Here is a 17,598-nt window from a genome sequence, read left to right as displayed (position 1 = left end):
TTCCTCCTTAACGAATACGAGCGATTTCGATTGCCCGCTCGGCACTTTTATCATACGCTTGGACGACCTTTTGATTCGCCTCAAACTGACGATACGTCATCATCAAGTCTGCCATCGTCTGGTCGAGGTTGACGTTCGCTTCTTCAATAAATCCTTGTAGTACTTCGACCTGGGCCGGCGCCGGGGCATCACCCGTCACACGCCAGTCATTGCCGACTTGTTCAAGAGTCGTCAAGTCATCGATTTGGTAGGCACCAAGAGTCGCCACGTTTTGTCCAAGCGATGTGATGACGCCATCTTTCCTAACTTGAAACTCGCTCGATGGTAATTGGATTCGTTCCCCTTCATCAGAAAGGATATATCCGCCGTCCGCAGAACGAAGGAAGAGCGTCTCATCGATCGAGAAGCGTCCATTTGTCGTATATAACGTCTCGCCGCCTTGTTCGACTGCAAACATCGGGGCTCCCGCAAAATCAGTAGGTGCCTTTAAATACAGGTCGGTCGGGCTACCGGATTCTGTGATACTCCCAGCTGAGAATCGGGGCATTGTTTCTTGAAGATAGACGCCCATTGATAGGGTACCTACTTCTCCCTTCACGCGCGATTTCGCGTTATCCGGATTGCTGACTTGTGCAAGAAGCATCTCCGGAAACGAACGTACCACGCCATCAGACGCTTTGAAGCCTGGTGTTCTCACATTACCAAGGTTGTTGCTCAAAATCTCTTGTTGGCGTTGCAGGGCATTCATCGCTCCCGCTGCTGTATATAATCCGCGTAGCATAATCGTCTTCCTTTCATCCTATAACATGATTCACTCTCTATATCGTACCAAACGAGCGTGACATTCACCGTTTTTTCAAAAAAAGTTCATCCCATAAATTAGGATGAACTCTCTTCATTGACATGGTCGACCATCGGTAACTCAACAATCATCGTCGTTCCTTCCCCTAGTTGAGATTGAACAGAGATGGTACCACCGTGCAGTTGAACGATTTCTTTACAGATCGCTAAACCTAAGCCGGTTCCACCGATGCGTTTACTTTCTTCCGAGGCCGAACGATAAAATTTATCAAAGATTCGTTCTGCATCTTCTTCCGAAAGACCTAGCCCTTCGTCCGATATCGCGATTTGAATCGTGTCACCCTCACACGTGACATCAACCGTCACATTCCCACCGTTCGGTGAATATTTGATGGCATTGTTTAAGATGTTCGAGAATACTTGACGTAATTGGGCCGGATCTCCCGCGACGAATAGCGATTCATCACAATCAAAGTGGAAGAAATGATGCTCCGTCGACCCTGCGTGGATTTCGAGTAGATCTGATAATAAATCATATAGACTCTCTACTTTAAAGTCAGGTACGCTCATACCCGCCTCCATTTTTTGAACATCTAGCAAGTCACTCACGAGTCGTTCGAGCCGCTTTGTCTCACTCGCAATCATGTCTAAATAGCGCTCTCGCTTCGTGTTTTCCAATTGACGACTTTTGAGCAGTTCTGAAAAACCAAGAATCGAGGTAAGGGGCGTCCGAAGCTCATGGGATACTGTCGCTACAAGCTCTGTTTTCAAGCGATTGATTTCTGTTTCCTGGGTAATATCTCGTGAAACGAAGATGACACCTACACGTTCATTTTGAAGATCAATCGGTTCGGCGTACATGCGAATCGTTTTCTGACCCTCATGCATCGTATACGTGAACGCTTCGTCGAACATACCTTCTTCTTTAGCACGCTTCGTGAAGCGATTCAGTCCCTCTTGATCATCAATCTGGTTCATGAACATCGGGTAATACATCGCAATCGGGTATAGACTGCCCCGTTCTGTTGATGGAATCGGATGTTCATATAACTCAAAGAGCGCACTGTTCCCAAAGCGTTCATTCGTCTTGAGTTCCGTGTAGACGATAGAATCGCGCATCGTGTGCAAAATTCGAGCGGTCTTCTCTCGTTCGAGATTCACTTGATCTTGTTGGCTCCTAAGTGAGGTCGCCATCTCATTAAACGCTTTCGACAACTGTCCGACTTCGTTTTGTAGCGGTTTAATCGGGATGAGCGTTGCACTCGGATTACTCGCAAGTCGCTCACTGTTAACCATCAGCGTCTGCAGTTGATTGGTCAACCTTAAAATATATGGCTGCAACCCGACAAACAATATGAACAATGCCCCGAGTAGAATCAAAAGCCACATCCATTGGGCTTTCACCAACTGTTTTGACAGCGCATCTCGCAATTCACTTTCTTGAAAATCAAGATTTTGTCGATAGTCGGTAAAGACCGACTCCATATCGACGATGCTCGCGCTCATATCGGCAGCACTACTTGAGTTCAATTTAAATCGCGTCTGAGTCGACGTTTCATTTTTCGGCATGAATTGCCCGACCGTACGCATTTGCAGGAAGGATTCATCAATTTCTCCTGCCTGCTTCGCAACCACATATTCTTCAAGTGCCGGCATGACGCGTGTTGTATAAATGGAGAAGAGAAGTCTCGCATCCTCTGCGAACTGTACTTCTTCCGCGTTTCTTGCTTGTGTCTCGAACCATGTCGTTTGCTCGTCGATGTTCGTTTGAGCTGTTCTTACTTCTTCTAATAGCGCACTTTCTCCTAGCAGGACGTGCCCTCGTAATTCATATTGCATCGATTGCCACGTTTCAAACAGGTCTGTCGCCCGTGCACGTTGCTCACTGATTCTTTCTAATTTTACGGTCGTCTCTTGAATCGATTGCTGTGTATAAAAATAGGTTCCAATCGACGTGAGCGTCACTAAGGCAATCAATATATAGAAAATTGTCATAACTTGTCGACTAATGCGTTGTTCAATCCAACGTTTCATGGAATGCCTTCTTCCTTCACTCTTAGAATGCTTCACCTCGTACGGTGAATGACTTTTTCTGTTCAAACAAAAAAAGTTCGGGTACGATGATGAGACGGAGAGTCACTTCAAAAATCCATTCACCTAATAGGAAGAATAACGGAAGGACCTCACAAGAAACTCACAAAGATTGAAGGGAATGTGCACATGACGCGTAATCGAATGACGTTTATCTTCATCCTTGTGATGTTGATTGGCGTCAGTCTCACTTTATTGATTCGACATCAGTCGATTAATCCAACCGTCACCGTTGACAAGGGCGAAGCTTCTCTTCTCTCTTCTACTGTTGACGAAGAGATTTTACGACTAGACGGCTCATGGCGTTATGAGTCAGGAATTGTCAGCCAAGTTGATCGTCGCTCCTATCGAACCATTCCGTTTACAACCCCTTATCGTGAATCTACCTACGAACTCGATATCGCGTTGCCAACCGGTACGTATGCCTTGCTCATTCCAAAGTCCCTATCATCCTCTACGATTTTGATAGATGGGAAAATGGTTGAAACGATACAAATTGGAAACAATCGTCTCGTCGAGCAGCCGTCTCTCCTCCTGCTCGATGATGAGACAAAACAATTCCGACTGACGATTCAACATGAACGACAGGCAGGTAATTTCGCACCCATCGAAGAAAGTATATTGGTCGGACCGTTACATGCCATCATGACCACTCAAAATGCTTATGCCGGCTACGAATTTTTCATGTTGCTCATTTCACTTTTGATTGCCATGTTCTATGCCATCGTCTATCTCTTTCACCGAAATGAACGGTTGTATGGTTTCGGAACAGCTTTCTTTTTTTTGACGAGTTTTTCAATCATGTCCCGAGACGGCATGTGGATCTCGGGTAGTGATAAGTTGACGTTAAGTTTAGCCTTACTGAGCATCATCATGTTAATCGAGTTTTCGCGATGTTTGGAACGTGTGTCATTTGACCGGTTTTTGGCCATTTCGAGATATCCACTATATGGATTGACTGTACTAGCCATCTTCCTGCCCTCTTCCGTTTACGAAGTGTATGAATACTTTGTATGGATGATCGTTTTATTTATCACGTTCTTCTGGGTCGGATTGAATATTGGATGGCTTCTTGAAAAGTACAAGACAGGCAATCCGCTCGAGTTACTAACTTTCACGCTCGCCCAACTCGTCGGGTATATCGGAATCATGACGTCGACGTTCATCGTCTCGCCCAATCAGCAGCTGTACGCCAATACGTTTACCATCATCTATTTCCTATTGATGTTTTTACTTCTACCGATTCACTTGTCTACCGACAAAAGGAAAAAGCAACAAGTCGAGGTGTTGGCTTCTCAGCACGAGATGTCCTTCTTTAATGCTCAAATCAAACCTCACTTCCTTTACAATACGTTCGGGAATGTGATTGCACTCTGTTACACATCTCCACCCGATGCTGCTCGTCTACTCAGTCACTTGAGCACTTATGTCCGCTTCATTTTTGAAAATGGTCGAACTGAAAATGAGATATCGATTCGTCAAGAAGTCGATATGATTGACTCGTATCTCGCCATTGAACAGACACGGTTTCGTGATTCGTTCTACGTCGAGAAAGAAATTGATGAATCTCTTCTCAACTGTTCGATTCCACCTTTATTGATTCAACCACTCGTTGAAAATGCCGTGCGACATGGTCTCTATCGACACCCAGGACAAAAGCGATTGACACTTTCTATCCAGGAACGAAACGGAATGATTGAGGTTTATGTTCAAGATACAGGGAGTGGGTTTGATCCAAACGTATCAAACAAAACATCTGGGATTGGGATTTGCAATATTAAAAGTCGAATCGAACACCTTCATGGTGCAACGTTTGACTTAGTTTCCACTTTGAAAAAAGGCACCACCATTCACCTGCGTTTACCAAAACAGGAAAGGACGAATCATTTAGATGCGTACGATTTTAATTGAAGATGAACATCATATTTTAGGAATGATGGAGCGGATTGTAAAAGAGGAGCCGTCTCTTGAGTGGATTGGTTCATTCCAAAGTCCGGTTCAAGCTCTCACTTTTATTCAAGAGCACCCGGTAGACCTTGTCTTTTTAGATATCGAGATGCCTGAAATGACGGGACTCGAATTGGCGACCTATTTGCCGGAACGGACACAAGTCGTCTTCACGACCGCCCATCAACAGTATGCCGTTGAAGCGTTCAATTTGCATGCCACGCATTACTTGTTGAAGCCCATCACAGAGCAGATGATTCATAACGTCATTCCGCGTATCATCCAGCGCTATGAGGCGATTCAACAAAAGAATCTCAATCAATCTTGTCGCATACAATTTCTAGATCGTTTTTCGGTACGAACACAAGATGGAAATCTTGTGAAGTGGCCAACACAAAAAACAGAGGAGTTATTTGCCTACTTAGTTTTTCATCGTAAGCAGGTCATTAATAAGTGGGTGCTTGCCGAAACCCTTTACCCGGACATCGATGAACCACAACGCGCCTTACACAACGTATACAACACGATTTATCGATTGAAAAAGACGTTAGCTGAACATGAACTCGATATAACTGTTAATACAATAAATAATGGCTATTCTATCGAACTTGGTGATTCCTGTGCCTGTGATTATTACGATTGGCTCGATGCACCAAATCCTTCAATTTCTAAAACAGACTTAAAAAATCGTTTATTTGTTGATAAAGACTATACATGGCATTGAAAAAAGACATCTCACACTTAAAGTGAGATGTCTTTTTTTTTTATTGTATCCATCGAACGTTCTCTATTAGCGCCCAGTAAACCCTCCGTCAACGTGAAGATGTTGGCCATTCACCCATGCGCCGTCTGGGCCCATCAAGAAAGCGACGAAGCGAGCCGTATCTTCAGGCGTCCCCATTCGCTTGTAAGGAAATAATGGTAGCAAGTGTTCGCGAAGTTCGTCATTGATCCAACCCGTATCCGTCGGTCCCGGATCGAACGCATTCACCGAAATGCCGTATTCTCCTAATCCATTCGCCAACGCAGGTGTGATGGCAATCAATGCACCTTTCGTTGCGATGTAGGCCAGGTTATTCGCATCCGGTCCCCCCGATACGAAGAACAGGATTCGCCCATCTTGATGTCCCGCTTGTTTATAGCGCTCAATAAACGCAAAGGTGAGTCCGAGTGTCCCTTCGTTATTCACCAGGTAATGTTTTCTCAATACGTCGGTTGTAAAGTTCTCAACGTTGACATGTCGCTCATAGGTCGCGTTATGGATTAGCCTGCTCGGTATACCAAGTTTAGCTTCCATTCGATCAAGTAATCCGACCTCGTCTCCTGAAGCCAAATCGTATGCCTCATGCTCGACACGAGCCCCTTCTTCAGTCAGTTCTTGAACCAATCGTTCGATGAAGCCAATTTCTTCCCCGATTCCTTCTTTAGCGTCAAACGGACTCCAGTGCGTCAAGTACAAGTCATGTCCTTCAGAAGCAAGTTTTCGCGCAATCGCAGCACCGATGCCTTGATTGCGACTGACGCCAGTAATGAGTGTAAGTGGTTTGTTCATGATGTCCTCCGATTCTATTTGATTATTCTGTTCAGTTCATTAGTGAATCGGTGCCATCATGATTCCCCTCTCATTGATTAATGATTTCATTATATACAATTTTTCCCATGAATGACCTATATATTCGTATCCTCTTTAGATATGATGGATATATATGATTCATCACATCGGTATTGGGAGGCGCTTATTTGAAAAAGTTGATCATAACGACATTTTGTACATGGATATTGAGTGCTTTGCTCTATGCTGCCTTGACGGATGAATCATTTGTCACGCTTACCCAATCCGTCGACGTCAATCAGAACGTGTTGGAGCGCTACTTGACAACTCAAGTCATGTCTCCTAATTTCGGTGGGGATGTTTATGCCAGCTATCAAATCCTCGGGACGAGTACGACTCGACAGGAAGTGTATGTATGGGTGCTTCTACAAGAATATTATCCTAACCATCAACAACTTGAGCGAGGGACCGGAATATCTGCTCCAATCGTCTTACACATTGACCATTCCTCAGGAGTCTCTCGGATTGTCAATCATACGTTACCTCGAGATGGCTCATATTATCCTGGCGACTTACATACCCTATTCCCATTACATATTTCTATCGGCTTAATGTCTCACCCAACAGGACTTACCAACCGTCTCCAACGTCAACTTGAATCAGAGTTACCCCTTCCTGTTTCAAATACATATTGAAAGGATGAATCCCATGAGCCTCATTCAACAAATCAAACAAATCTACATCCCTGTCAAAGAGTTAGACCGTGCCGTTCAATTCTATCGAGACACGCTTGAGGTACCCTTTCTCTTTCAAGCAGGATTGCTCGCATTTTTCGACTGTGGGGGCGTTCGCCTCATGTTGTCCCCTCCAGAGAATGATGTTTTTGCAAAATCAAGTCCAATTCTCTATTTGAGTATCGCATCCATCGATGACGCTTATGCTCAGTTGAAAAATGCAGGAGTGACTTTCATTGATGAACCACACTGTGTGGCAAAAATGGGGACGACAGAAACGTGGATGAGTTTCTTCAAAGATTCTGAAGGCAACGTGTTGGCACTCGTCTCCGAAATATTGAGTTGAACATACAAAAAACAAGCGACCGCACGCGGTCGCTTGTCTGTTTATTTCAATCGATCTAAGTTTTCGAGCATGATTCCCGTTCCGTGCGCGACACTGAGTGTCGGCTCCTCGGCCATCATGACCGGCAACATGACACGCTCTGCGACGAGTTGGTCAAGACCATGAAGGAGTGATCCCCCACCTGTCATGATGATTCCGCGGTCGATGATATCCGCTGCAAGTTCTGGTGGTGTCTGTTCAAGGACACGCTTCGCTGCTTCGACGATTTCATTAGCTGATTCAGCCATCGCTTCACGAAGTTCTTCTGACGTAATGGTCACCGTACGAGGCAATCCACGTACCATGTCACGTCCACGAATATCCATCGATTCGTTACGCCCTCCTGGGAAGACCGTCGCGATTTCTTTCTTGATTTGTTCAGCCGTACGTTCTCCGATGATCAGCTTGTGCTTCTCTTTGATGGCACGAAGGATGTCCGTATCGAAGCGATCCCCTGCAATCTTGATAGTCTCACCGCAGACGATGTCTCCCATTGATAAAATGGCGACGTCGGTCGTCCCACCACCAATGTCAATGATCATGTGACCAACCGGCTTCCAAATATCCATGCCTGAACCGACTGCCGCAGCTTTTGGTTCGACGGCGAGGAAGACTTCTTTCGCGCCAGCTTTCTCAGCAGCTTCACGAATGGCTTTTGCTTCAACCGGCGTGACGTTCGCAGGTGTACAAATCAGCATGCGGATGCCTCCGAAGAAGCCTCGGACTTGAATTTTCTCGATGAAGTGACGGAGCATTTCTTCTGTTGTGGCGAAATCGGCGATGACTCCGTCACGGAGAGGACGGATCGCCACGATATCACCAGGTGTACGACCAACCATCTCATACGCTTCTGAACCGACTGCTAGTACTTTTCCTGTAGAGCGTTTTATCGCAACGACTGAAGGTTCGTCTAAGACGATTCCTTTCCCTTTGACGTGAATGACAACGTTTGCTGTCCCTAAATCAATCCCGATATCTTTTGAAAACATGATGTATAGGTTCCTCCGTTCGTTTCTTCATTGAAAAGAGCGAGAAGAGTCTCTCCTCGCCCTCTAATTCGTGCTCGTTTCTTAGTTCTGAACCATTTCTTCAGCAACTTCGACAGTTCCTTCAATACGCTCGATGTCAGCACCGAGTGCTTGAAGTTTCTTGTGGAAGTCAACGTATCCACGGTCGATATGATATAAATCTCCAACGCGTGTCTCTTCTTCCGCGATGAGACCTGCTAGAATAAGTGCTGCTCCGGCACGAAGGTCCGTTGCGACAACTTCCGCTCCTTGAAGGCGTACGCCACCTTTGACGATTGCTGAACGTCCTTCAATCTTAATGTCCGCGTTCATACGACGGAACTCTTCGACGTGCATAAAGCGATTCTCAAACACCGTTTCCGTGATGACAGATGTACCGCCCGCTTTCAAGACGAGTGCCATCATTTGTGACTGCATGTCTGTCGGGAATCCTGGGTGTGGCATCGTCTTCACATCAACCGGCTTCAATTCGTCTGGTGCCGTGACACGCATGCCTTCTGCCGTATCCTCGAAGTGGACACCCATTTCTTCCATTTTTGAAATCAATGGACGAAGGTGCTCACGTTCTGCACCGATGACTTCGATGTCACTACCTGTGATCGCACCAGCAACGAGGAACGTACCTGCTTCGATGCGGTCTGGAATAATCGAGTGTTCTGCACCGCGAAGTGTTTCTACACCTTCGATGCGGATTGTTTCTGTACCTGCACCGCGAACGTGTGCGCCCATTCCGTTTAAGAAGTTCGCAAGGTCGACGATCTCAGGTTCTTTTGCAACGTTCTCGATGATAGTCGTACCCTCTGCAAGCACAGCTGCCATCATGATGTTCTCTGTCGCACCAACAGATGGGAAGTCCAAGTAGATTTTAGCGCCTTGGAGACGGCCTTCTACAGAAGCTTCTACGAATCCGTTTCCGATGACCGTTTTCGCACCCATCGCTTCGAATCCTTTTAAGTGGAGGTCAATCGGACGTGAGCCGATTGAGCATCCGCCTGGCATCGCTACACGAGCGTGACCGAGACGGGCAAGAAGAGGTCCCATGACGAGGATTGAAGCACGCATCTTCCGCACGTACTCAAGCGGTGCTTCATCTTTGATGTCGCCCGACGCATCGACAGTTACTTCATTCTTTTCTTCATTGAACGATACCTCTGCACCGAGGTGACGAAGTACTTTGTTAATCGTGTACACGTCAGCAAGACGTGGTACGTTTTGTAAGATTGACTTTCCTTCGCTAGCTAATAGAGTGGCAACCAATGTTTTGAGTACGGCGTTTTTTGCTCCCTCAACGCGCACAGTACCTGACAGTTTACGTCCTCCACGGACTACGATCAAATCCTTCATATCTCTCTTTGTCCTCCAACTTCATTGTTTTTTTATATAGTGCGTCGATATCCGAATCCGGATGTGATGATGTCGATTATTTGTATGGTTTGCAAAACGTGATGATTTTTCATTCATTAATCAATCTGAATAATAAATAAGTGCAAATTGAATGAAAAAAACATCATGTCAGACGAATTTATCCTACATGATAATCATATAGGAGTCGTTACAGCAGGATTACAGTTTGTTAAATATTCTGCGACTACTGTATAGGTGCGAGTGCCTGCGCCAGTCGAATATACTCCAAAAAGAACTGGGCAATCAGCGAACCGAAGACAACCGCTACGAGCACGCGCAAGACAGCAGCTTGCGGACTCCTCACTTGATTGAGCAACTTGTCCCATTTGACGGGTAAGAGTGCCCACCAAGCAACGTAGATCGCTATGATATAAATCGCTAGCGAAAATACGGTATTGACCATCGACGATTCCCCTCTTTTCTAAAATTCGTACCGTTTTCAATCATATCATGACATGTTAGAGAAAAAAAGACTTAGGGTCTTAAGATTCGAGCGGTTTGAACCATTCGATCAACTCACTTTCTCTACAAGCACACCAAAAGGGACGTCAGCAGCAGTAAAGCCTTACTACAGTAATTGACGCCCCTCACATATTTCAAACATTATTCAATCGATTCGTCAAGGCTACGAGACCAGCGAATCGCTTCGACGAAATATTGAGACCAATCCGAATCTGTGTTATGGAGTGGAATCGTCAACTGTTCGTAGGCGATGACATCCTCTAACAACTTTCGCAAACCATTCTGTTCACCGAGTAACGCTGCCTTTACAGGAGGCGCCACAGGAAGCTCTGCAATCAACGTTTGCATCGCCTCATCGAGAATGACGTCGAGTGATGAGAAGATTCCCGTAATGAATGCATCAAACGGTAATACATCTGTCAATGTATCCTCCGCAATCAACTCCATCATTTTCCCGCGGATGACACTCTGTTTAATCAGTTCTTTTGATTCAGACGTCTGCATCTCACGAAGAAGCATCAAATACGACCAGCGTTTCAACTCATCTAGTCCGATTCGTGCGACGGCTTGCTCGATTGATTCAATCGTTCGACGACCTTTTTGATACACTGTATTGACCGTACGGAGCATCTTATAGGATAGGTCGACACTTCGCTCAATTTGCGCTGAAATCCGTCGAAAACTCGGTTCCGGACGATCGAGCTCTTTCAACATTTCAATGAGCGTGTGACGCAACGGATGCACTTCGGCCCCATGCACCACGATGGGACGACTAAAGAAGTACCCTTGGAACATTTTATATCCGAGTCGTTTCGCAATCTCATACTCTGCGGGTGTCTCGATTTTTTCCGCCAAAAATTCGACTCGGTGTCCGAGTGCATCAATCAATTTTTGCTGTTGATCGACTGGGGTCGCTTGATAGTCGATTTTGATGATGTCGGCGAGTCCAATCAATGGGCGATATTTCTCTTCAAATACGAAATCATCCAGTGCAATCGTATAACCTTGACGTCTCAACGAGCGGAGAGACTGTAATACCTTCTCCGTCGGTTCGACATGTTCGAGTACTTCGACGACGAGCGATTGACGTGGTAGCAACGAAGGCACTTCCCCTTCAATCAACGTCTGAGGGAAATTGATGAACGCGCGCGTCCCTTCTGTCAATTCCCGAAAATTGAACACAAGGTAAGCGTTATGAATGACGTCAGCTGTTGCTAACGAATCATCTACATTCTCAAAAATATTATTTTCGCTGCGGCGATATAACAATTCGTAGCCGCAAACGCGTAATTGTTGGTCAAAAATTGGTTGTCGCGCAACGTAAACTTTCATTCCCTAATCTCCTTTACGGTAGTTCCCACCTTTATTATCGGTCTTCTTCCATATATTTTTTACTAGTCCCGTCATTTAGAAGCACGACAAAAGACCCATCTTTTCCAAAAAACAACAAAAAAACTCCCACACTTTCGTGTGAGAGTCATTCTTATTCTTTCATATCGCGAATGCTTAAGCGGTTGATCGCTTTTTTGAGCGCAAGTTCCGCACGACGGAATTCGAGTTCCGAGAGCTTCGTGTCTTGAAGACGACGCTCGGCACGAACTTTCGCCGCAGAAGCGCGATCATAGTCGATCTTATCCGCCATTTCGGCTGTTTCAGCTAAGATCGTCACCGTGTCGGGACGAACTTCCATGAAACCGCCGCTGATTGCGATCAGCGTGCGTCCACCATCTTCGTGGCGCAGCTTGAGGACTGAGACGTCGAGTGGCGTCACCATCGGGATGTGCTTTGGCAAAATACCAAGCTCACCAGTGACCGATTTGGCGATGACCATTCGTGCGTCTCCTTCAAAGGCTGCACCATCCGGGGTGACGACGTTGACGTGAACAGTATTCATCGTCTAGTTTCCCCCTTCCGCGTAGGTCTTAGACCAACGTCTTCGCTTTTTCGATGACGTCTTCGATTGGACCGACGAGACGGAATGCATCTTCAGGAAGATCGTCGTGTTTACCTTCGAGGATCTCTTTGAAGCCGCGTACTGTCTCTTTGACTGGCACGTACGAACCTTTTTGGCCCGTGAACTGCTCAGCCACGTGGAAGTTTTGTGATAAGAAGAACTGAATACGACGTGCACGGTGAACCGTGAGTTTGTCGTCTTCAGACAACTCGTCCATCCCGAGGATAGCGATGATGTCTTGAAGTTCTTTGTAACGCTGAAGCGTCTGTTGAACGTTACGTGCAACCTCATAGTGCTCTTTCCCTACGATTTCAGGAGAGAGGGCACGTGAAGTCGATGCGAGCGGGTCAACGGCTGGGTAAATCCCCATCTCCGAAAGACGACGCTCAAGGTTTGTTGTTGCATCAAGGTGGGCGAACGTTGTTGCCGGAGCCGGGTCCGTGTAGTCATCGGCTGGTACATAAACCGCTTGAATCGATGTAACCGATCCTTTTGCAGTCGATGTGATTCGCTCTTGAAGCATACCCATTTCAGTCGCAAGTGTCGGCTGGTAACCTACCGCCGATGGCATACGTCCGAGAAGGGCTGAAACCTCAGAACCTGCTTGTGTGAAACGGAAGATGTTATCAACGAAGAGAAGAACGTCTTGTCCTTGCTCGTCACGGAAGTACTCTGCCATTGTCAAACCAGTCAAGGCAACACGGAGACGTGCACCAGGTGGTTCGTTCATCTGACCGAAGACCATCGCTGTTTGCTTGATAACGCCTGAGTCCGTCATCTCGTGGAACAAGTCATTCCCTTCACGCGTACGCTCACCGACTCCTGCGAATACAGAAATCCCGCTGTGCTCTTGCGCGATGTTGTTGATGAGTTCCTGGATGAGGACGGTTTTCCCTACACCGGCACCACCGAAGAGGCCGATTTTACCACCTTTGATGTATGGTGCGAGAAGGTCGACGACTTTAATCCCTGTTTCAAGGATTTCAACTTTCGTTGACAATTCGTCAAATGTTGGCGCTTGACGGTGAATCGGTGCACGAAGCACGTCAGCTGCCACTTCTTTATCATCGATCGGGTTACCGAGAACGTTGAAGACACGTCCAAGTGTCGCTTCTCCAACTGGTACCGAAATCGGTGATCCTAAGTCAAGTACTTCCATACCGCGGCGAACGCCGTCAGTTGAGTCCATCGCAATCGTACGGACCGTGTCGTCACCAAGGTGAACAGCTACTTCGAGCGTCAAGTCGACACTAACATCGTCCGCTGTCGCTGCCACGTGTGTGACTTTGAGAGCGTTGTAGATGTTCGGTAAGTGGTTGTCGAACTTTACGTCGATAACTGGGCCCATGACTGCGACTACGCGGCCTTTCATGCCGTATTCGTTCATCGTGTTAGCCTCCTACAATCTAGAGGGCGTGCGCTTATTCAAGCGCCGACGCACCTCCGACAATCTCTGTGATTTCTTGTGTGATCGCTGCTTGACGCGCGCGGTTGAATTTGAGTTTGAGTCCGCGAATGAGTTCATCCGCATTGTCTGTCGCACTCGACATCGCCGTCATCCGGGCTGCGTGCTCTGACACTTTCGCATCGAGCAATGCGCCGTAGATGAGTCCTTCCGCATAACGTGGGAGGAGCGCCGCTAAGATCGTTTCTTCTTCTGGTTCGTATTCATACATCACATTGGATGCGGACTGTTCGATATCCCCGAGCGGGAGCAATTGTTGAATCTTCACTTCTTGGCTGATGACCGAGATGAACGAGTTGTAGCAAAGCTTCAATTCATCAATCTCGCCCTCGCTGAAGGCACCTACCGTCTGTTTGACGATTTCTGCGACTTCAACAAAAGTTGGTTGGTCGTTTAGCCCTGTCATCGCGCTATACACCGGAATGTTGCGTGACTTGAAGAACTGGACACCGACTTTCCCGATTACGTAAAGACGATACTCATCTGTTGATGTGTGCTTGTCTTTGAGTTCACGGTACACGTCACGCAAGACGCTGGCGTTGTATCCACCTGCGAGTCCGCGGTCTGACGTGATGACGATATAACCAGTCCGTTTGACGGGACGTACTTGAAGCATCGGGTGTGTCGCGCCTGATGTACCACCGGCGATCGACGAGATGACTTCTTGCAACTTGTCCATGTACGGCTTGAAGTTGGCGTTGTTCCCTTGGGCCCGGTTCAACTTCGATGCCGACACCATGTTCATCGCTTTCGTGATTTGCTTCGTGCTTTGGGTCGAGGTGATCCGCATCTGGATCTCACGTAATGATGCCATTTCGATTCACCACCTTAATAGACGCTCATCACCGGATTAAACCGATGGCGAGAACGTCTTTTTGAATTCCGTAATTGCGTCGACCATTGCCTCGTCTGAAGGAAGGTTTCCTGTCTGACGGATTTCACGGCAGAGGTCTTTACGGTTTTGGTCGAGCCATGCGTTCATTTCTGTTTCGAAACGACGGATGTCTGTGACTGGGATGTCATCGAGATGACCTTTCGTGAGTGCGTAGATGATGATAACTTGCTTGTCTACAGAAAGCGGTGCGTTCAAGTCTTGTTTCAAGACTTCAACCGTACGCTGACCACGGTTCAACTTCGATTGTGTCGCTTTGTCGAGATCTGATCCGAACTGAGCGAACGCTTCGAGCTCACGGTAAGACGCGAGGTCAAGACGAAGTGTACCAGCAACTTTCTTCATCGCTTTCACCTGTGCCGAACCACCAACACGTGATACTGAGAGACCGGCGTTGATCGCTGGGCGTACCCCAGAGAAGAAGAGGTCCGACTGAAGGAAGATTTGACCGTCTGTGATCGAGATAACGTTTGTCGGGATATATGCTGAGATATCCGATGCTTGTGTCTCGATGAACGGAAGTGCTGTCAATGAACCACCGCCGAGTTCGTCGTTCAACTTCGCAGCACGCTCAAGAAGGCGTGAATGGAGGTAGAAGACATCTCCTGGATAGGCTTCGCGGCCTGGAGGACGACGGAGAAGGAGCGAGAGCTCACGGTAAGCTGCCGCTTGTTTCGAAAGGTCATCATAAACGACGAGGACGTGTTGTCCGCGGTCCATGAAGTACTCACCCATCGATACCCCAGCGAATGGTGCGAGGTAAAGAAGTGGTGCCGGCTGTGATGCCGATGCCGAAACAACGATTGTGTAATCGAGTGCGCCGTTTTGACGAAGCGTCTCTACTACGCCACGTACAGTCGATTCTTTCTGACCGATGGCAACGTAGATACAAATCATGTTCTCTTCTTTTTGGTTGATAATCGTATCGATGGCAACAGATGTTTTACCTGTCTGACGGTCACCGATGATGAGCTCACGCTGACCACGACCGATTGGAACGAGGGCGTCAATCGCCTTAATTCCTGTTTGAAGTGGTTCGTGAACCGATTTACGTGCCATAACGCCGTAAGCTTTGCGCTCGATCGGGTTATACGTGTCAGTTACGATTGGTCCAAGACCATCGATTGGTTGTCCGAGTGGGTTGACGACACGTCCGAGGAGTGCCTCGCCAACTGGAACTTCCATGATGCGACCTGTACGTTTGACAGAGTCGCCTTCTTTGATACCTTTGTAATCGCCAAGGATGATAATCCCGACGTTACCTTCTTCTAAGTTTTGCGCCAAGCCCATTACGCCGTTAGAGAACTCTACGAGTTCCCCCGCCATAACGTTATCGAGTCCGTGTGCACGAGCGATACCGTCACCTACTTGAATGACTGTACCTGTCTCGCTGACCTCGATTTCAGAACCGTACGAAGCGATTCGTTCTTTTAGCAGGGCGCTGATTTCTTCAGCTTTGATTGTCATTGAATTCACCCCTATTTCTTACGCATTCAACAATTCACGCTCAAGGCGTGTAAGTTTCGTTTCGATCGTATCATCGTACGTCGTGTATCCGACTTGGACACGGAGTCCACCGATGACTTCTTCATCGACGACGTTCTTCAATTGGAGCGTCTTCCCGAGCTTCTGTCCGAAGACGAGTTCGACGTCTTTCAAGTCTGTTGCCGACAACGGGTAGGCGCTTGTGACAATACCCTCTGCAATCCCACGGTAGTCGTTGATCAATTCGCGGACGTAACGTGGCAATGCGCGAACCTCTGCCGCACGGTCGTTTTCGACCATGACGAGAAGTGTGTTCACGACAATCGCCGTCATATCACCAAAGCTGTCTTTTAAAAGCTGTGCAAGCTCGCTGTCACTGACTGCCGGATTCGTTAAGAGATCCATGAGTTCAGGAGTCGCGTGGAGCACTTCATCGAGCAGACGCACTTCCGCTTCGACTTGGTCGAGCGTGCCTTGTTCCCGCGCTAAGTCGAAGAGCGCTTTGGCATAGCGTTTTGCTAGTGATGCGTTCATCAGTTCGCACCTTTCGCTTTAGACAGGAAGTCTGTAACGAGGGCACGCTGTTTCGCTTCATCGCCTTTAAGGTCTGATTGAAGGACGTGGCGTGCTGCCGAAAGTGCCTGTGTGACGACTTCCGTTTGAAGAGATTGTTTCGCAAGCTCACGCTCGCGCTCAATCGCTTTCTCTGCCTCGATTTTAATTTGTTCGGCTTCCAAACGCGCCTGCTCCACCAAGCGTGCTTGTTCTGCTTCTGCTTGTCGACGGCTTGCATCGAGCATTTCTTTTGACTCAGTACGTGCTGCACTGAGTGCGTCACGTTGTTCAACGACATAATGTTCCGCATCTTTGCGGCTCTTTTCAGCGAGTTCAATTTCGTTCGCTACATACTCTTCACGCTGTCTCATCATTCCAAGGAGTGGTCCCCAAGCAAATTTCTTCAACAGGGCCAAGAGTACGAGGAATGTGAAAATTGTAAAGATCATATCCAGAATGCGGAGGCCTTCGCCGCCAGCACCAGCTGCAATCATCATCGTATCCATGCATACCCTCCTCTTGACTAAATAAGTGAGGGAGACGTGCTCCCTCTCATGCTATTCTCGTTAACTCGGAATCAAGAGTTGAGGAGAAGGAAACCGACAGCCACACCGATGATCGGGAGGGCCTCAACCAAACCGATACCGATGAACATTGTTTGACGAAGTTCGTTTTTGAGTTCTGGTTGACGTGCTTGTCCTTGTACTGTTCCGTATACGATCAAACCGTTACCGATACCAGCTGCGAGTGCTCCAAGTCCGATAACAAGTGCTGTTGCGAGAAGATTAAGTTGTTCCATTGTGTATATTCCTCCTAAAAGTTAAGTAAATAATTTGTTTGTAA

General features: G+C 47.3%; 18 protein-coding genes. 4 read left to right on the top strand and 14 right to left on the bottom strand.

Going from position 1 to position 17,598, the window contains the following annotated elements; translation table 11 throughout:
• Nucleotides 1–7: 7 nt before the first annotated feature.
• Both IRJ25_RS01460 and IRJ25_RS01455 read right to left on the bottom strand, forming a co-directional pair.
• Entirely contained in the window at nt 8–781 is a 774-nt protein-coding gene (locus IRJ25_RS01460) for a flagellar hook-basal body protein (protein ID WP_269317599.1), read from the bottom strand.
• Between the two features lie 98 nt (nt 782–879).
• Entirely contained in the window at nt 880–2,835 is a 1,956-nt protein-coding gene (locus IRJ25_RS01455; RefSeq protein WP_269317598.1) for a HAMP domain-containing sensor histidine kinase, read from the bottom strand.
• A gap of 186 nt (nt 2,836–3,021) precedes the next feature.
• On the opposite strand from IRJ25_RS01455, the gene IRJ25_RS01450 reads away from it, so the two are divergent.
• Nucleotides 3,022–4,803 carry a sensor histidine kinase gene (locus IRJ25_RS01450; RefSeq protein WP_269317597.1) on the top strand — a complete coding sequence of 594 codons (1,782 nt, stop codon included), beginning with the start codon at nt 3,022–3,024 and terminating at the stop codon, nt 4,801–4,803.
• A complete protein-coding gene (locus IRJ25_RS01445) occupies nt 4,784–5,563 on the top strand; it encodes a response regulator (RefSeq protein ID WP_159562966.1) in 780 nt (259 codons plus the stop codon). Before IRJ25_RS01450 ends, IRJ25_RS01445 begins: the two co-directional genes overlap by 20 nt.
• A gap of 66 nt (nt 5,564–5,629) precedes the next feature.
• Here IRJ25_RS01445 and IRJ25_RS01440 read toward each other — a convergent pair whose 3' ends face one another.
• Nucleotides 5,630–6,391 (bottom strand): SDR family oxidoreductase, encoded by a 762-nt coding sequence (locus IRJ25_RS01440; RefSeq protein ID WP_159562967.1) that lies wholly within the window; start codon nt 6,389–6,391, stop codon nt 5,630–5,632.
• A 188-nt stretch (nt 6,392–6,579) separates the two neighbouring features.
• Between IRJ25_RS01440 and IRJ25_RS01435 the strand changes: the two genes are divergently transcribed.
• Nucleotides 6,580–7,086, top strand: coding sequence for a hypothetical protein (locus tag IRJ25_RS01435; RefSeq protein ID WP_214686041.1), 507 nt, complete (start codon nt 6,580–6,582; stop codon nt 7,084–7,086).
• Between the two features lie 13 nt (nt 7,087–7,099).
• Nucleotides 7,100–7,471: a VOC family protein gene (locus IRJ25_RS01430; protein ID WP_159562969.1), complete on the top strand. Its 372-nt coding sequence runs from the start codon at nt 7,100–7,102 to the stop codon at nt 7,469–7,471.
• Nucleotides 7,472–7,512: 41 nt separating this feature from the next.
• Here the strand turns inward: IRJ25_RS01430 and IRJ25_RS01425 are convergent, their stop codons facing one another.
• The 11 genes from IRJ25_RS01425 to atpE all read right to left on the bottom strand — a co-directional run bounded on the left by IRJ25_RS01425 (nt 7,513) and on the right by atpE (nt 17,554).
• On the bottom strand, nt 7,513–8,499 hold the full coding sequence (locus tag IRJ25_RS01425; RefSeq protein WP_074035738.1) for a rod shape-determining protein: 987 nt from the start codon (nt 8,497–8,499) through the stop codon (nt 7,513–7,515).
• A gap of 81 nt (nt 8,500–8,580) precedes the next feature.
• Nucleotides 8,581–9,882, bottom strand: a complete 1,302-nt coding sequence (gene murA / locus IRJ25_RS01420; RefSeq protein WP_012727351.1) for a UDP-N-acetylglucosamine 1-carboxyvinyltransferase — start codon at nt 9,880–9,882, stop codon at nt 8,581–8,583.
• 244 nt (nt 9,883–10,126) lie between these two features.
• Entirely contained in the window at nt 10,127–10,345 is a 219-nt protein-coding gene (locus tag IRJ25_RS01415; protein WP_031422262.1) for a DUF1146 family protein, read from the bottom strand.
• 200 nt (nt 10,346–10,545) lie between these two features.
• On the bottom strand, nt 10,546–11,736 hold the full coding sequence (locus tag IRJ25_RS01410) for an EAL and HDOD domain-containing protein (protein ID WP_269317596.1): 1,191 nt from the start codon (nt 11,734–11,736) through the stop codon (nt 10,546–10,548).
• Between the two features lie 151 nt (nt 11,737–11,887).
• Nucleotides 11,888–12,298, bottom strand: coding sequence for a F0F1 ATP synthase subunit epsilon (locus tag IRJ25_RS01405; RefSeq protein ID WP_012727354.1), 411 nt, complete (start codon nt 12,296–12,298; stop codon nt 11,888–11,890).
• 28 nt (nt 12,299–12,326) lie between these two features.
• Complete coding sequence (atpD, locus tag IRJ25_RS01400; RefSeq protein ID WP_012727355.1) at nt 12,327–13,745, bottom strand: F0F1 ATP synthase subunit beta; 1,419 nt, start codon at nt 13,743–13,745, stop codon at nt 12,327–12,329.
• A gap of 34 nt (nt 13,746–13,779) precedes the next feature.
• On the bottom strand, nt 13,780–14,637 hold the full coding sequence (gene atpG / locus IRJ25_RS01395) for an ATP synthase F1 subunit gamma (RefSeq protein WP_012727356.1): 858 nt from the start codon (nt 14,635–14,637) through the stop codon (nt 13,780–13,782).
• Nucleotides 14,638–14,673: 36 nt separating this feature from the next.
• The gene (gene atpA, locus IRJ25_RS01390; protein WP_012727357.1) at nt 14,674–16,182 is read right to left on the bottom strand and encodes a F0F1 ATP synthase subunit alpha; all 1,509 of its coding nucleotides are present in this window, start codon (nt 16,180–16,182) and stop codon (nt 14,674–14,676) included.
• A gap of 18 nt (nt 16,183–16,200) precedes the next feature.
• Nucleotides 16,201–16,734 (bottom strand): F0F1 ATP synthase subunit delta, encoded by a 534-nt coding sequence (locus tag IRJ25_RS01385; RefSeq protein ID WP_012727358.1) that lies wholly within the window; start codon nt 16,732–16,734, stop codon nt 16,201–16,203.
• Complete coding sequence (atpF, locus tag IRJ25_RS01380) at nt 16,734–17,261, bottom strand: F0F1 ATP synthase subunit B (protein ID WP_012727359.1); 528 nt, start codon at nt 17,259–17,261, stop codon at nt 16,734–16,736. The genes IRJ25_RS01385 and atpF overlap by 1 nt, the downstream gene beginning before the upstream one ends.
• Nucleotides 17,262–17,332: 71 nt before the next feature.
• Nucleotides 17,333–17,554: a F0F1 ATP synthase subunit C gene (atpE, locus tag IRJ25_RS01375; RefSeq protein ID WP_012727360.1), complete on the bottom strand. Its 222-nt coding sequence runs from the start codon at nt 17,552–17,554 to the stop codon at nt 17,333–17,335.
• Nucleotides 17,555–17,598: the final 44 nt, after the last annotated feature.

Origin of the sequence: Exiguobacterium sp. KJ 601 (assembly GCF_027161185.1) — a bacterium.
Lineage (GTDB): Bacteria > Bacillota > Bacilli > Exiguobacteriales > Exiguobacteriaceae > Exiguobacterium > Exiguobacterium profundum.
Note: the sequence above shows the minus strand (reverse complement) of the source record. Positions and strands in the feature narration are given on the sequence as shown.

Excerpts from the sequence above, each read along its gene's own strand:
- IRJ25_RS01460 (WP_269317599.1), bottom strand. The coding sequence starts at position 781 with ATGCTACGCGGATTATATACAGCAGCGGGAGCGATGAATGCCCTGCAA.
- IRJ25_RS01455 (WP_269317598.1), bottom strand. The coding sequence starts at position 2,835 with ATGAAACGTTGGATTGAACAACGCATTAGTCGACAAGTTATGACAATT.
- IRJ25_RS01450 (WP_269317597.1), top strand. The coding sequence starts at position 3,022 with ATGACGCGTAATCGAATGACGTTTATCTTCATCCTTGTGATGTTGATT.
- IRJ25_RS01445 (WP_159562966.1), top strand. The coding sequence starts at position 4,784 with ATGCGTACGATTTTAATTGAAGATGAACATCATATTTTAGGAATGATG.
- IRJ25_RS01440 (WP_159562967.1), bottom strand. The coding sequence starts at position 6,391 with ATGAACAAACCACTTACACTCATTACTGGCGTCAGTCGCAATCAAGGC.
- IRJ25_RS01430 (WP_159562969.1), top strand. The coding sequence starts at position 7,100 with ATGAGCCTCATTCAACAAATCAAACAAATCTACATCCCTGTCAAAGAG.
- IRJ25_RS01425 (WP_074035738.1), bottom strand. The coding sequence starts at position 8,499 with ATGTTTTCAAAAGATATCGGGATTGATTTAGGGACAGCAAACGTTGTC.
- murA (WP_012727351.1), bottom strand. The coding sequence starts at position 9,882 with ATGAAGGATTTGATCGTAGTCCGTGGAGGACGTAAACTGTCAGGTACT.
- IRJ25_RS01415 (WP_031422262.1), bottom strand. The coding sequence starts at position 10,345 with ATGGTCAATACCGTATTTTCGCTAGCGATTTATATCATAGCGATCTAC.
- IRJ25_RS01410 (WP_269317596.1), bottom strand. The coding sequence starts at position 11,736 with ATGAAAGTTTACGTTGCGCGACAACCAATTTTTGACCAACAATTACGC.
- IRJ25_RS01405 (WP_012727354.1), bottom strand. The coding sequence starts at position 12,298 with ATGAATACTGTTCACGTCAACGTCGTCACCCCGGATGGTGCAGCCTTT.
- atpD (WP_012727355.1), bottom strand. The coding sequence starts at position 13,745 with ATGAACGAATACGGCATGAAAGGCCGCGTAGTCGCAGTCATGGGCCCA.
- atpG (WP_012727356.1), bottom strand. The coding sequence starts at position 14,637 with ATGGCATCATTACGTGAGATCCAGATGCGGATCACCTCGACCCAAAGC.
- atpA (WP_012727357.1), bottom strand. The coding sequence starts at position 16,182 with ATGACAATCAAAGCTGAAGAAATCAGCGCCCTGCTAAAAGAACGAATC.
- IRJ25_RS01385 (WP_012727358.1), bottom strand. The coding sequence starts at position 16,734 with ATGAACGCATCACTAGCAAAACGCTATGCCAAAGCGCTCTTCGACTTA.
- atpF (WP_012727359.1), bottom strand. The coding sequence starts at position 17,261 with ATGGATACGATGATGATTGCAGCTGGTGCTGGCGGCGAAGGCCTCCGC.
- atpE (WP_012727360.1), bottom strand. The coding sequence starts at position 17,554 with ATGGAACAACTTAATCTTCTCGCAACAGCACTTGTTATCGGACTTGGA.